We start from the raw sequence: 14,356 nt of genomic DNA on the forward strand, positions 1-14,356 counted from the left end.
GCGATCACCGTAGCCAAGGATTCAGAGCGCGGGCACCCTCTCGGCCGCCGGCGGCGGGCCCGGGGGCGTTCCGTCGCCGAACGGGCGGCCGCTCAGCTCCTCACGCCCGTGCGGGGTGAGCCAGCCGGCGGTGTCCGGCCCGAGCGGCACGATCCCGCTCGGGTTCACGTTCTGGTGCACCACGTAGTAGTGCTCCTTGATCTGGGCGAAGTCGATCGTGTCGCCGAAGCCGGGCGTCTGGAACAGGTCGCGCGTGTACGCCCACAGCACCGGCAGCTCGGTCAGCTTCTGGCGGTTGCACTTGAAGTGGCCGTGGTAGACCGCGTCGAACCGGACGAGCGTCGTGAACAGCCGGACGTCGGCCTCGGTGATCGTGTCGCCCACCAGGTAGCGCTGGCCCGCCAGGCGCTCCGACAGCCAGTCGAGCCGCGCGAACAGCTTCCGGTAGGAGTGCTCGTACGCCTTCTGGGACCGCGCGAACCCGCACTGGTACACCGCGTTGTTGACGTCGGTGAAGACCTTCTGCGCCACGTCGTCGATCTCGTCCCGCAGCTTCTCCGGGTACAGCTCCGGCGCGCCGGACCGGTGGTGGGCCGTCCACTCCGTCGACATGTCCAGCGTCATCTGCGCGAAGTCGTTCGTGACGACCTGGCCGCTCGGGATGTCGACGAAGGCCGGCACCGTGATCCCGCGGGGGTAGTCCGGGTCGCGCTCGAAGAACGCCTCCTGCAGCCGTTCGATGCCGAGGACCGGGTCCTTGCCGCCCGGGTCGAGGTCGAAGCTCCAGCTGCGCTCGTCGTGCACCGGTCCGGCGATCCCCATCGACAGGACCGGCTCGAGGCCCAGCAGCCGCCGCACGATCACCGCGCGGTTGGCCCACGGGCACGCCCGCGCCACCACCAGCCGGTAGCGGCCCGGCTCGACCGGCCAGCCGTCGCGGCCGTCGGCGGTGATGCGGTCCGGGAGGTAGTTCTGGTCCCGCTTGTACTCGCCCTTGTCGCTCATCGGCGTCCTCAGCAGTCGTCGGTCGGGGGAGCGGCGTCCAGTGCCGCGGCCAGCCGGGCCAGCACCGGCCCGGCCGTGCGGATGTCCTCGGCGCTCAGGTGGTCGAACACCGAAGCCCGCACGCGGGCGAGGTGGCTCGGGTAGGCCGCCTCCAGTCTGGCCAATCCCGCGGGAGTCAGCACGGCGTTGGCCGCGCGCCCGTCTTCGGCGCACCGGCGCTTCTCGACCAGGCCGCGGCGGGTGAGGTCGTCGACGACCCGGCTGATCCGGCTCAGCGAGAGCCCGGTCGTCGCGGCCAGCGCCGAGATGCGGAGCAGGCCCTCCGGCGCCTCGGACAGCGCGACCAGCACGCCGTAGTCGGTGATCGCCAGGCCCGTCTCGGGCAGGAACTGGTCCTCGAGCGCGCGTGGCAGCGCCGTCATGATGCGCATCAGGGGGCGCCAGAAGGCGTTTTCGTCGAGGTCGAGCGCGGACAGATCACCCATGCCGGCGACTCTACCGAAAGCTTGCTTGCGCAACCAGCCAAAATGAGTACAGTGTCGTTGAACCCTCAATCACCGGGGGGTGCCACCACGAGGAGAGAAGAACAGCGATGACCAGCGCGACCACCTACCCCCAGCTGACCGGCGAATACACCCTCGACGCCGCCCACTCGCGGATCGGGTTCGTCGCCCGGCACGCCATGGTGACCAAGGTGCGCGGCAGCTTCAACGAGTTCACCGGCGCCGCGACGATCGACGGCGACGCGCCGGAGAAGTCGAGCGTCCAGGTGACCATCCAGGCCCACAGCATCGACACCCGCAACGCCGACCGCGACGGGCACCTGAAGAGCAACGACTTCCTGTCGATGGACGAGTACCCGCAGATCACCTTCACCTCGACCGAGATCCAGCAGACCGGCGAGACGAGCTTCGACGTCACCGGCGACCTGACGATCAAGGACGTCACCCGTTCGGTGACCATTCCGTTCGAGTTCGAGGGCTCGGCGAAGGACCCGTTCGGCAACGACCGGATCGGCTTCGAGGGCTCCACCACGATCAGCCGCAAGGACTACGGCATCACCTGGAACGCCGCGCTCGAGACCGGCGGCGTGCTGGTGAGCGACAAGGTCACGCTGGAGTTCGAGATCTCCGCGATCAAGTCCGCCTGACCCCGGACGCGGTACACGACGCATTCCTGCCGTCGGAGGACAGGAATGCGTCGTGTACCGCTCACTCCGGGCGGATCGGCAGCTCGGCCCCGTCGCGGAGGAACACCGGGATCCGCTCGGTCGGTGCCGGTGCTTCGACCCAGCCGCCGCCCTCGTGCCGCGTGCCGGCCACGGCGTCCGTCCAGAACGCCCCTGCCGGCAGGTACACCGTCCGGGTCGTGACCCCCGGTTCCAGCACCGGGGCCACGAGCACGTCCGGACCCAGGAGGAACTGGTCGTCCACCGCCCAGGCCGCCGGGTCCGCCGGGAAGTCGACGAACAGCGGGCGCATCGGGGGGATGCCCTGCTCGTGGGCCACCCGCATCTGCTCCATCAGGTACGGTCGCAGCCGTTCCCGCAGCCGCAGCGACGCGGTGATCGCTTCGTAGGCCTCCGCGCCGAACGACCAGACCTCGTTCGGGCCGCCGGTCATCTCCGGTCCGAACGCCGGGCGCGGGTCGCGGAAGCCGTGCAGGCGGAACAGCGGGCAGAACACGCCGTAGGAGAACCACCGCACCATCAGCTCGCGGTACTCCGGGGACGCCGGGTCGCCGCCGTGGAAGCCGCCGATGTCCGTCGTCCACCAGGGGATTCCGGCCAGCGCCACGTTGAGCCCGGCCCGGACCTGCGCCCGCAGCGACTCCCAGGTCGCCCCGACGTCGCCCGACCAGAGGGCCGCCCCGAAACGCTGGCTGCCCGCCCACGCCGAGCGGCTCAGCAGCACCACTTCGTCATCGCCTTCGGCGCGGATGCCGTCGTGGAACGTCTGCGCGTTCGCCTGCGGGTACAGGTTGAACACCTCCGCGCCCGGACCCGCGTGGAAGCCGAGGTTGTGCGGGTGCCCGGGCTGGATCTCCGGCTCGTCGCCGTCCAGCCACCACGCACGCACGCCCAGGTCGTAGTAGTTCTCCTTGACCTTGCTCCAGACGAACCGCCGCGCCGCGGGGTTGGTCGCGTCGTAGAACGCCACCGGCATCTCGACGCCGAACCCCTTGTCCTTCCACGGCGCGTGCGCCGGGACGCCGCTCTCGGCCGCCACCAGCAGGCCCTGCTCGTGCAGCTGCTGGTAGTTCGACGACAGCGGGCTGACCGACGGCCACACCGAAACCATCAGCTTGACGCCGAGCTCCGAAAGCTCGCGCACCAGCCCGGCCGGGTCCGGCCACTCGGCCGGGTCGAACCGCCAGTCGCCGAGGTGCGTCCAGTGGAAGAAGTCCACCACGATCACCGACAGCGGCAGTCCCCGCGCGTGGTAGTCCCGCGCCACCGAGAGCAGCTCCTCCTGGGTGCGGTAGCGCAGCTTCGACTGCCAGAACCCGGCCGCCCACTCCGGCAGCATGGGCGCGTGCCCGGTCGCGTCGGCGTAGTGGCCGAGGATCTGCCGCGGGCCGTCGCCGGTGGTGATCCAGTAGTCGAGCTGACGCGCGTCGTCGGCGACCCAGCGGGTGCCGTTCTCCGCCAGCTCGACCCGGCCGACGGCGGGGCTGTTCCACAGGAACCCGTAGCCGCGGCTGGACAGCAGGAACGGCACCGAGACTTCGGCGTTGCGCTGCACCAGGTCGAGCACCAGCCCCTTCTGGTCCAGCCGGCCGTGCGTGTGCTGCCCCAGGCCGTAGAGCCGCTCGCCGTCGTAGGCGCTGAAGCGCTGTTCGAGCCGGCCGTAGCCGTTGCGCGAGGGCATGAACAGCCGCGCGCCGGGCCACCAGAAGTGCGCGCGCTGCTCGGAAAGCAGCTCCTCGCCGGTGTCGCTCCGGACGAACCGCAGCTGGGCGTCGATGCCCGTGTCGGTGTCGGCGATCTCGACGATCGCCGTCAGTGCGCCGTTGACGACCCGGCCGGTGCGTCCCTCCACCGATGCGGTGGCGGCGGACGGCTTCGCCGGCAGCAGCGCTCCCGGGACGTCGTCGAGGATGCGGTGCCGTCCGGCGCGCACGCGCAGGCTGCCGTCGCCCCACGGCTCGATGCGCAGCACCTCGTGCCGCACGCGGACTTCGAGCGAGCGGCCGTCTTCGGTCGTGGCGATCACGCGGTCTCCTTGGAAGTCAGTCTTTGACGGCGCCGCTGGTCAGCCCGGCGACGACGTAGCGCTGGGCGACGACCAGCAGGACGGCCGCGGGGATCGCGGCGAGGACGGCGGTGGCCATGATCCCGTTCCAGTCGGCGGACTGGTTGCCGACGAACCGGTAGATGCCCACGGTGATGGGCTCGAACGACTGCCCGGTGGTCAGGGTGACGGCGAACAGGAAGTCGGCCCAGGCGAACAGGAACGAGAACAGCCCGGCGGTGACCAGCGCGTTGCGGCTGACCGGCAGGATGATCGACCGGAACGTGCGCCAGTACCCGGCACCGTCCACACGCGACGCTTCGGTGAGCTCCTTCGGCACGGAGATCATGAACGCCCGCAGCAGGAGGATGGCGAACGGGATGGTCGCGGTCGAGTCGGCGAGCACCAGCCCGAGGTAGTTGTCGATCAGGCCGAGGTTGCTGAACACGGTGTAGAGCGCGTTGGCCATCACGATGCCCGGGATCATCTGCACGATGAGCAGCACGAACACCAGCACCGGGCCGCCGCGCACCTTCAGCTGGGCGAGCGCGTACGACGCGGGTGCCGCCACGAGCAGCGACACGACCACCGTGCCGAGCGCCACCACGACGCTGGAGAGCAGGTTCGGTCCCTGCGTCGAGACGGCTTTGCGGTAGCCGTCCAGCGTTCCGCCGACCGGGAAGAACGCCGGGTCGGGGCGCAGCAGCGCGCCGCTGGGCTGCAGGGAGGCGTTGACCATCCAGTACAGCGGGAACAACAGCACCGCGACGATCAGCACGCCCGCCACGGTCCGCGGCCAGTTCGCCGTCTTCACGCCGCCTCCGCCAGGGTCGCCTTCGCCGAACGCAGGTACAGCAGCCCGAAGACCGTCGCCACCACGATCAGGACGTTGCCGACCGCGGCCCCCTGCCCGAACGCGAAGTCCTGGAACGACAGCCGGTACGACCACGTGGTCAGCGTCTGCGTCGCGTTGGCCGGCCCGCCGCCGGTGACGACCATGATCACGTCGAACACCTTGACCGTGTAGACCAGCCCGAGCATGAGCACGATCCCGGTGACCGGCCGCAGCAGCGGCCAGGTGACGTGCCGGAACCGCTGCCACGCCCCGGCGCCGTCCAGCGCCGCGGCCTCGTAGAGCGACGCCGGGATCGCGCGCAGCCCGCCGTGCAGGATCACCAGGTTGAACGGGATGCCGATCCAGATGTTGGTGAGGATCACCGCCGGCAGCGCCCAGCTCGTGCTGCTCAGCCACGGCACCGCGTCGAAGCCCAGTAACCGCAGGCCCGCGTTGAGCACGCCGTGGTCCTGGTCGAACATCCACCGCCAGACCGCGCCGCTGACCACCAGGGGCAGCAGCCACGGCAGCAGGAGCAGCGACCGCAGCAGCGCGCTGCCGAGGAAGCGGCCGTTGAAGAACACCGCGAGCGCCAGGCCGATGCCGAACTGGAAGACGATCGACCCGGCGGTGAACAGCGCCGTGTTGAGCGCGGCCGTGGAGAACAGCGGGTCGGTCAGCACGGCCGAGTAGTTCGAGACGCCCACGAAGGGCGCCTCACCGGTGTAGAACGACTTCACCGTGTAGTTCTGCGTGCTCATCACCAGGTTCGCGACCAGGGGGTAGCCGAAGAACACGACGACGTACGCCAGGGCGGGCAGCAGGAACGCCCACGCGGCGAACCGGCTGTCCCGGCGGGACTTCCGGTTCGCGCGTGACGGTGCCGAGACCGTCGGGGCGGCGGCGACCGTCACGAGCCGCTCGCCTGCTGGGCGGCCTTGAGGGCCTGGTCGACCGGGGTCTTCCCGGTCAGCGCCGCCTGGAGCGCGTCGGCCAGCGCCTGGGACACCTTCGGGTACTTCTCGCCGAGCTCGGCGGTGCGGGAGCGGGCCGTGCCGACCTCGTCGACGAACGCCTGCATCGCCGGCTGCTGGGTGCCGAACTTCTGCGCGGTGGCCGTTTTCGACGGGATGTAGGCGTGCGCCTTGCTCCACTCGAGCATCGTCGGCTCCGACAGGATGCAGGAGAGCACCTTGCCCGCGGCCTGCTGGGCCGGGCCGCCGGTCACCGGGATCGTGCCGACCTCGCCGCCGAGGGCGACCACCGGCTTGCCGCCGGCCTGCGGCACCGGGATCGGCACGACGCCGTAGTGCAGCGACTTCTGCTCGTCGAGCCGCGCGATGTTCCACGAGCCGTTGATCATCATCGCCGCGTTGCCGCCGACGAACTGGTCGGCGACGTCGTTCTGGTTCCAGGTCACCACGGACTTCGACGCCGAACCGGAGTTCACCAGGTCGGTCACGTACTGCAGTGCCTGGCCCGCCTTCGGCGAGTCCAATTGCGACAGTTCGGCGCCGTTGCTCCAGAAGAACGGCAGGAACTGCCAGGTGCCCTCCTCGGAGGGGATGGCGGAGAAGGCGAGGCCGTACTTGCCGCCCTTGGTCAGCTTCGCCGCGGCGGCCTTCAGCTCGTCCCAGGTCTTCGGCGGCTCGACGCCCGCGGCCTGCAGGAGGTCCTTGTTGTAGATCAGCGCGAGGCCGTTGACGCCGGGCGCGACGCCGTACAGCTTGTCCTGGTAGGTGCCGGCCTTGACGATGCTGTCGTAGTAGCCGTCGGTGCTGATGCCGTAGTCGCTCAGCGGGGTCAGCGCGCCGGTGGCGGCGACCTGCTGCAGCGTCGGGTTGTCGGTGAAGAGCAGGTTCGGCAGCGTCTTCGAGCTGGCGCTCTGCAGGACCTTCGGCAGCATCTGGCTGGTCGGCACCTTCTGGCGCTCGATCTTGATGCCGGTCTGCGCGGCGCAGGTGTCGAGGATCTTCTGCCACGCGGCGGAACCCTGCTCGTCGGCGTAGTAGTCCAGCTCGGTGATCGACGTGGCGGCCGGGGCGTCGGTACCGCCCGGTGCGGACGGGGCCGGGCTGGGACTGCAGGCGGCCAGCAGCGCGGCGCCTGCGGAGAGCACGAGGGCACGACGAAGTACGGACATGGTGATTCTCCTTCGGCAGCGGAGCAGAACCGGTCAGGCGCGCGGCGATGCGGTGCTCTCGCGCCGGGTGAGGCGGGGCCCGAGCAGCCGGACCTCCGGGGTGGTGTGGCCGGCGAGCCGGCGCATGGTCATTTCGACGGCCTGGGTGCCGACCTCTTCGGCCGGGATGGCCACGTTGGTCAGCGCCACGACGTGCTGTTCGGCCATGCCGTCCGGGCACACGGCGATGACCGAGATGTCCTCGGGCACCCGCAGGCCGCGGTGGCGCAGGTCCGACAGCAGCCCGGGCAGCACGGCCTCGTTGTGCACTACCAGGCCGGTCAGTCCGGGGTCCGCGGCGAGCAGCTCGTCCAGGCAGGCGCTCACCGCCTCGTAGGAGTGGGCGCACGCATGGGAGGCCGCGCGCAGCTCACGGCTCTGCGTGGCTTCGTCGAAGCCGCGCAGGAACCGCGTCGCGTAGCTCGTCCCGCGCCGGTAGACGGCGGGGGAGGGCCCGATCAGCGCGATCGAGCGGTGGCCGAGGTCGGCCAGGTGCGTGACGCACGCCGAGGCCGCCGCGGTGAAGTCGAGGTCGACGCAGCTCAGCCCGGCCGGGTGGTCGGGCACGCCGATGAGCACCACCGGCAGGTCGAGGGCCAGCAGCATCGGCACCCGCGGGTCGGCGGTTTCGACGTCCATCACCATCAGCGCGTCGGCGATCGCCGAGGACGCCACCCGCTGCAGCGCGGCGGGACCCTCGTCCTTGGTGAGCAGCAGCAGGTCGTGGTCGTGCGCCCGGGCGGCGGTGACCGCCGACGCGACGAACTCCATCACGACGGCGACGTTGAGGTCCGTGCGCAACGGCACGACGAGCGCGAGCACGTTGGTCTTGCTGCTGGCCAGCGCCCGCGCCCCGGCGTGGGGGTGGTAGCCGAGCTTGCGGATGCTGTCCTCGACCAGCCGCCGGGTCTTCGGCGAGATCGAGCGCTTGCCGCTGATCACGTACGACACCGTGCTGGGGGCCACCCCGGCCGCGTTGGCGACGTCGTTGATCGTGACCACGGGCGGCCTCCTGGGGACGGGGAGGAGAAGGAACCGGTTTGTCGAAGCGCATCGACGATGGCACGAAGGTAAGTGACACCGGTCCGAAACACAAGCATCATTCGTCGTTCACGCGCATTCGATTCATATTCGACAACAGGCCGCCGCATCGAAATCGTCGAAAGCGCCTGTTGACGGTTCTTCTCGCAGCTCAGAGCCCGGTTTGCGGTACGCGGCGGCGGCGCCTGGGAGCGATCCCAGCAAGTCTTGACCGCGCGCTCACGCGGCTGTAATAGTCGTCGGGTTCCCCGCCGTTCGACGCGAATGTTCCGCGCCACGCCGTCGAAACGATTCGACGAATCGGAGGCCGTCCGTGCGCCTGTCCCTCTTCCGCCGTGCCCTCGTCCCGGCGGTGGCCGCGACCCTGCTGCTGGGCCAGTCCCCGGCGCCGGCGGCACCGCCCCCACCGTTCCGCGATCCGGCCCTGCCGCTGGCCACGCGGATCGACGACCTGCTCTCCCGCTTGACGGCGGACGAGAAGATCTCGCTGCTGCACCAGTACGAGCCGGCGATCCCGCGGCTCGGCATCGGCGTGTTCAAAACCGGCACCGAGGCGCTGCACGGCGTCGCGTGGTCCACCGACTACGACGACAAGGGTGCCGTGGTGAAGGCCGACGGCACGGTCTTCCCGCAGGCCATCGGCCTGGCCAGCACCTGGAACCCGGCGCTGGTGAAGCAGGTGGGGGCGGCCGTCGGGCAGGAGGCTCGCGGGTTCAACGCGCGGAACCCGACGCTGTGGGGCCTCAACCTGTGGGCCCCGGTGGTGAACCTGCTGCGCGACCCGCGGTGGGGCCGCAACGAAGAGGGTTACTCCGAAGACCCCTACCTGACCGGCGAGTTCGCGAAGGCCTACGGCCACGGCATGCAGGGCGACGACCCGCGGTACCTGCAGGCCGCTCCGACGCTCAAGCACTTCCTCGCCTACAACAACGAGGTCAACCGCGACACGAGCAACTCCTCGGTGCCGCCGAAGATCCTGCACGACTACGACCAGCAGGCGTTCAAGATCCCGCTGCAGGCCGGCGCGGCCAACGCCGTGATGCCGTCGTACAACCTGGTCAACGGGCGGCCCAACCACGTGAGCCCGGACCTCGACGGCGCGCTGCGGAAGTGGGCGCCGCAGGACATCGCCGTCGTCAGCGACGCCGGCGCGCCGTCCAACCTGGTCAACTCGGAGAGGTACTACGCCACCAAGGCCGAAGGGGACGCGGCGGCGATCAAGGCCGGGCTCGACAGCTTCACCGACAACGACACCGACGGCTCGATCACCGTCGCGGCGATCAAGGAAGCGCTCGCCAAGGGCTACCTGACGATGGCCGACGTCGAGAACGCCGACCGCCACCTGCTGTCGCTGCGGTTCCGGCTCGGCGAGTTTGACCCGCCCGGCCGCAACCCGTACGCGAAGATCCCCCCGGCCGTCATCGGCTCACCGGAGCACCGGGCCCTGGCCCGCAAGGTCGCCGACGAGCAGCTGGTGCTGCTGCGCAACAACGGCGGCGCGCTGCCGCTCGACGCCGCGAAGAACAAGAAGATCGCCGTCGTCGGCCCGCTTTCGAACACGCTGTACGAAGACTGGTACAGCGGCGCGATGCAGTACAAGGTCACGCCGGTGCAAGGGATCGAGGAACGGCTCGGCGCGGCGGGCACGGTCGCGTCGTCCGAAGGCGTCGACCGGATCGCGCTCAAGGACCTGTCCACCGGCCGGTACCTGACGGCGCCCGCCACCACCGGCAAGATCACCGCGGGCGGCACCGTCGCCGGCACCGCCGAGTCCTTCGACGTCTACGACTGGGGTGCGGGCAAGAACACGCTGCGCGCGGCCGCGAACGGCAAGTTCCTCAGCTACTCCGGCGGCGCGCTGGTCAACGACGTCGACCAGCCGGCCGGCTGGTTCGTGCAGCAGCAGCTGAAACTGGACGCGCAGCCCGACGGCAGCTACGTGCTCGAGTACGCGGGCAACGAGGTCAACGAGCCGTGGTTCGGCCCGAACAAGTTCGCTGTCGTCGGCGCCGACGGCGTCCTGACGATCTCCTCCCCGGACGCCGCGCACGCGACGAAGTTCGGCCGTGACGTGCTGACCAGCGGGGTCGGCAGCGCGGTCGCCGCCGCCAAGGGGGCGGACACCGCCGTCGTCGTGGTCGGCAGCATGCCGTTCATCAACGGCCGGGAGGCGAACGACCGCACGAGCACCGAGCTCGCCCCCGCGCAGCGCGCCCTGATCGAGGCCGTGCGGAAGGCGAACCCGCACACCGTCGTCGTGGTGGAGAACAGCTACCCGACGACCGGCTGGGACACCCTGCCGGTGCCCGGCATCGTGTGGACCAGCCACGCCGGGCAGGAGACCGGGCACGCCGTCGCCGACGTGCTCTTCGGCGACACCGACCCGAGCGGGCGGCTGACGCAGACCTGGTACGCCTCCGACGCCGGGCTGCCCGGCATCCTGGACTACGACATCGCCAAGACCGGGATGACCTACCAGTACTACCGCGGGAAGCCCCTGTTCCCGTTCGGCTACGGGCTGAGCTACACCAGCTTCCGCTACGCCGACGTGCGGGCCACCCTCGCCGGCGGGAAGGTCCGGGTGAGCGTCGACGTGACGAACACCGGCGGCCGCACCGGGTCCGACGTCGTCCAGGTCTACTCGAAGAACTCCGGCGTGCAGCGCCTGCGGGACTTCTCGAAGGTGACCTTGGCGCCGAAGGAGACCCGCACGGTGCGGTTCGAGGTGCCCGTGGCGGACCTGGCGGCCTGGGACGTCGCCCGGGACCGGTCCGTGGTGGCGGCGGGGGTGTACGAGTTCTCGGTCGGCCGCAACGCGACCGATCTCTCGGCGCCGCAGCCGGTCTACGTGCCGGGAGAGCGGGCCCTGCCGCGCGACCTGAGCCGGCCGACCCAGGCCCAGAACTTCGACGACTACTCCGGCACGACCTTGACGGACACGTCGAAGACCTCGGGTACCTCGGTCGCCGCCGCGGCCGGCAGCTGGGTGGTGTACCGCAATGCGGCGTTGAACGGCCCGGCGCGGTTCTCGGCCTCGGTGTCCGCGCCGGCGTCGGCGCATGTCACGGTCCGCCTGGACTCGCCGACCGGGCGCGTGCTGGCCACGATCCCGGTGCCCGCGACGGGCGACCATTACGCGTACACGACGGTGACGGCGGCGCTGGCGAAGGCGAACGGCCGCCACGACGTGTACCTGACGTTCGACGGCCCGGTGAACCTGGCGACGTTCTCGCTGCGCTGACCGAGCCGCGGGTCAGCAGCCTCCCCGGCGGTGTGACCTGGCGGCGAGTTCGCTGCCGCCGGGTGCACGGCGAGCCCCCTCGGCTCCTCGTGCACCCGGCGGGCAGCGCCCTGGTCCGATGGTGGCAGGCGCGCCCTACACGATCGCCATATTCGCCGGTTCGGTGAGCTACGGCTTCGGGCGCACGCAGCCGACCACGCCCGGTCTACGCGCAGCTCAAGGCGACGACGCAGCCCGAACCGGCTGCCGATGATCGTCGTACTCGGACCTGACGGTGCCGCTCCTGCTACCCGGTGTAGTGTTCTCGCGGGGATGGGCACGGTCGCGTTGTCGGGGATCGCGCTGCCCGTGACGGGGGGAATTACGTACCGGTTTCCAGGCGGTCGAGTAGAATGATGTCTTTTCTGCGGGCGCTGGCGCTGCGTGACTGTCCGGACGCGAAGGTTCTGCGGGCGCAGAAGCGCCCTGCTACGCCGATCCGGCGAAATTGCCGGTGTATGTCCGGCCCGGCGCGGAGCATTCCGTGGCGCTGCACGAAAACGCGGGCGAATACCGCAGCGCCACCTGTTCCTGGCCGCAGGACCGCCTCGGGATCGCTCCGCACGGTTATCACTCGATCGGACCAAACTGAATTCCGTGCGTGTCGCACAATTCCGCGCCAAGATGGACCGATTGACCCGAACCGGTGTGCGCTCTGAACCCTTGGACAGCCTGAGGTGACTGCTCCCCATCCCCGTGGCGACGCGCCGCGGAAGAAGCCGTCCGCCGAACGCGCGGCGCGCCGGCTCGGCACGCTCGCGCGCCGGTGGGGCTACCTGATCAGCACCACGGCGTACCTGCCGCACACGCCGGAGGAGATCGAACGCGAGCTGGCGGCCCTGGCGGGGCGGCTGTTCGCCGCAGTGGTGAGCGACCCGCCGGACCTCGACGCGGCCGCGGACGCGGGCGGCCGGCTCGTCGAGCTGCGGTGCGTCGGCGCGGACAGCCTGCGCCGCAGCCTCGAAGCACTGGGCAAGGCGCTGCTGCGGGAGCCGGAACTGAGCGGGGTCGACCGGCTCGCCGAGAAAGTCGTGCTGGTGCTCGGCGCCTTCAGCTCCGGCTACGGCGAGATGCTGCGGGAGGACATCCAGAAGCGGCAGGAGGGCCTGAGCCGCGCGCTGCTGAAGGTCGAGCAGGAAACGCGGCAGAAGCAGGTCATCACCCGGGCCCAGTTCGAGGAGGTGTTCGCCGGCTCGGCCAGCGGCGTCGCGCTCACCGAGCTGGACGGCCGGGTGCTGCGGGCGAACGCGGCGCTGGCCAAGACCCTCAACCGCACGCCGGCGGAGATCGCCGCGCTGACGCTGTTCGACCTGGTCCACCCCGAAGACGTCGAGCAGCTGCGGGAGAGCTACCGCGAGCTGGTGGCGGGCCGGCTGCACCGGCTGCGCGCCGGCCGCCGCCTGGTCGGCAAGGACGGCGAGCCGATGTGGGCGACGTTCGCCGCGGCGGTGATCCGCGACGCGACCGGCGCACCCCGGCAGCTGCTGACGATAGTGGACGACGACACCGAGGTTTCGCTGCTGCAGCGGCGGCTGAGCCATCAGGCCCTGCACGACGTGCTGACCGGCCTGCCGAACCGGCAGTTCTTCAGTACCCGCCTGGAAACCCTGCTGCGCGACGCGGACCCGGCCCGCGGGGTGACGCTCTTCCACCTCGACCTCGACGGCTTCTCGCAGATCAACGGCGGGCTCGGCCAGGAACTCGGCGACCGGGTGCTGCGCGGTGTCGCCGCGAAGCTGAAGACGGTCTTCGAGGCGGAAAAGGCCCTCGTGGCGCGCCTCGGCGGCGACGAGTTCGGCGTGGTCGTGCAGAACACGGCGGAGACCCCGGGCGTGGTGACGATCGTCCGCCGGATCACCCGCGAGCTCGCCGAAGCGGAGTACGTCGACGGGCAGCGCGGCGTGGCGGTGGCGGCCGCGATCGGCGTCGTCCACCGGCCGCCGCGCGACATCACCCCCGCGGAACTGCTGCGCGCGTCGGACCTGACCCTGCGGCGCGCCCAGCGGACGGGCAACCAGTGGGGCCTGTTCGACCGCGCACTGGACCGGCGGGACCGGCACGACTTCGGCTTGGCCGCGTCGATGGCGGGCGCGTGGGAGAACGGCGAGGTCGAGGCCGGCTACCGGGTGCTGGTTTCCGCGACGAGCGGGGTGGTCGAGGGGGTCGAGGCGCGGCTGCGCTGGAATCACCCGGCCGAGGGCGTGCTGCCGCACGAGACGTGCGTACGGCTGGCCGCGGAGACCGGGCTGGCGTTGCCACTGGGCACGTGGCTGCTGCGGACGGCGGCCGAACGGCTGGCGGCGGCCGGGATCGGTGTGCCGCTGGTCGTGGAGCTGACCCCGCAGCAGGCGGCGGACCCCGAGCTGGTCGGCGAGCTCCGCGCCGTCCTGGACGACACCGGCCTGGCCGCGGACCGCGTGCGCCCGGGCTTCCCGGCGGCGGCGCTGACGGCGGAGACCGGGGACGCGGCGGACAACTTCAAGGTCCTGGCGGAGATCGGCGTCCGGGCGGAGATCCACGGCTTCGCCGATGCCTACTGCCTGACCGAGTTTCCCGCCCAGGCGGTCCGGATCGCGGGCAACCTGGTGGCCAAGCGCGAACATCCGCTGGTGACCGGGCCGCTGTCGGCCTTGATCGACGCGGCACACGCGGCCGGGGCGTCGGTTTCGGTGACCGGGGTGCGGACCGCGGACGAGGCCGCGTGGTGGCAGGACCGCGGCGCGGATCTGCTGTCCGGCCCGGCGTTCCCGGAGCGGCCGGGCGGCCTGCCCGCCTGCTGA

At 70.9% G+C, this 14,356-nt stretch carries 10 protein-coding genes; 3 read left to right on the top strand and 7 right to left on the bottom strand.

Features of this window, described 5'->3' with window-relative positions; genetic code table 11:
- Nucleotides 1-21 precede the first annotated feature (21 nt).
- Both ACLJOU_RS09435 and ACLJOU_RS09440 read right to left on the bottom strand, forming a co-directional pair.
- Nucleotides 22-1,005 (bottom strand): glutathione S-transferase family protein, encoded by a 984-nt coding sequence (locus ACLJOU_RS09435; RefSeq protein ID WP_410565226.1) that lies wholly within the window; start codon nucleotides 1,003-1,005, stop codon nucleotides 22-24.
- Between the two features lie 8 nt (nucleotides 1,006-1,013).
- Nucleotides 1,014-1,490, bottom strand: a complete 477-nt coding sequence (locus ACLJOU_RS09440; protein WP_410565229.1) for a MarR family winged helix-turn-helix transcriptional regulator — start codon at nucleotides 1,488-1,490, stop codon at nucleotides 1,014-1,016.
- A 107-nt stretch (nucleotides 1,491-1,597) separates the two neighbouring features.
- Here ACLJOU_RS09440 and ACLJOU_RS09445 point away from each other — a divergent pair, with 107 nt between their 5' ends.
- A complete protein-coding gene (locus ACLJOU_RS09445; protein ID WP_410565232.1) occupies nucleotides 1,598-2,155 on the top strand; it encodes a YceI family protein in 558 nt (185 codons plus the stop codon).
- 61 nt (nucleotides 2,156-2,216) lie between these two features.
- Here ACLJOU_RS09445 and ACLJOU_RS09450 read toward each other — a convergent pair whose 3' ends face one another.
- Genes ACLJOU_RS09450 through ACLJOU_RS09470 form a run of 5 tightly spaced genes read right to left on the bottom strand, consistent with a single transcriptional unit; the run spans nucleotide 2,217 to nucleotide 8,257 of the window.
- Complete coding sequence (locus ACLJOU_RS09450; protein WP_410565235.1) at nucleotides 2,217-4,220, bottom strand: TIM-barrel domain-containing protein; 2,004 nt, start codon at nucleotides 4,218-4,220, stop codon at nucleotides 2,217-2,219.
- 16 nt (nucleotides 4,221-4,236) lie between these two features.
- Nucleotides 4,237-5,052: a carbohydrate ABC transporter permease gene (locus tag ACLJOU_RS09455; protein ID WP_410565237.1), complete on the bottom strand. Its 816-nt coding sequence runs from the start codon at nucleotides 5,050-5,052 to the stop codon at nucleotides 4,237-4,239.
- Nucleotides 5,049-5,987 carry a carbohydrate ABC transporter permease gene (locus ACLJOU_RS09460; protein ID WP_410565239.1) on the bottom strand — a complete coding sequence of 313 codons (939 nt, stop codon included), beginning with the start codon at nucleotides 5,985-5,987 and terminating at the stop codon, nucleotides 5,049-5,051. The genes ACLJOU_RS09455 and ACLJOU_RS09460 overlap by 4 nt, the downstream gene beginning before the upstream one ends.
- The gene (locus tag ACLJOU_RS09465) at nucleotides 5,984-7,216 is read right to left on the bottom strand and encodes an extracellular solute-binding protein (RefSeq protein ID WP_410565241.1); all 1,233 of its coding nucleotides are present in this window, start codon (nucleotides 7,214-7,216) and stop codon (nucleotides 5,984-5,986) included. The genes ACLJOU_RS09460 and ACLJOU_RS09465 overlap by 4 nt, the downstream gene beginning before the upstream one ends.
- A 33-nt stretch (nucleotides 7,217-7,249) precedes the next feature.
- Nucleotides 7,250-8,257, bottom strand: coding sequence for a LacI family DNA-binding transcriptional regulator (locus ACLJOU_RS09470; RefSeq protein WP_410565243.1), 1,008 nt, complete (start codon nucleotides 8,255-8,257; stop codon nucleotides 7,250-7,252).
- Between the two features lie 352 nt (nucleotides 8,258-8,609).
- Between ACLJOU_RS09470 and ACLJOU_RS09475 the strand changes: the two genes are divergently transcribed.
- Both ACLJOU_RS09475 and ACLJOU_RS09480 read left to right on the top strand, forming a co-directional pair.
- Nucleotides 8,610-11,537, top strand: a complete 2,928-nt coding sequence (locus ACLJOU_RS09475) for a glycoside hydrolase family 3 C-terminal domain-containing protein (protein ID WP_410565246.1) — start codon at nucleotides 8,610-8,612, stop codon at nucleotides 11,535-11,537.
- A 716-nt stretch (nucleotides 11,538-12,253) separates the two neighbouring features.
- On the top strand, nucleotides 12,254-14,356 hold the full coding sequence (locus ACLJOU_RS09480; RefSeq protein WP_410565249.1) for an EAL domain-containing protein: 2,103 nt from the start codon (nucleotides 12,254-12,256) through the stop codon (nucleotides 14,354-14,356).

Source organism: Amycolatopsis sp. cmx-4-61, assembly GCF_046548775.1.
Classification (GTDB): Bacteria; Actinomycetota; Actinomycetes; order Mycobacteriales; family Pseudonocardiaceae; genus Amycolatopsis.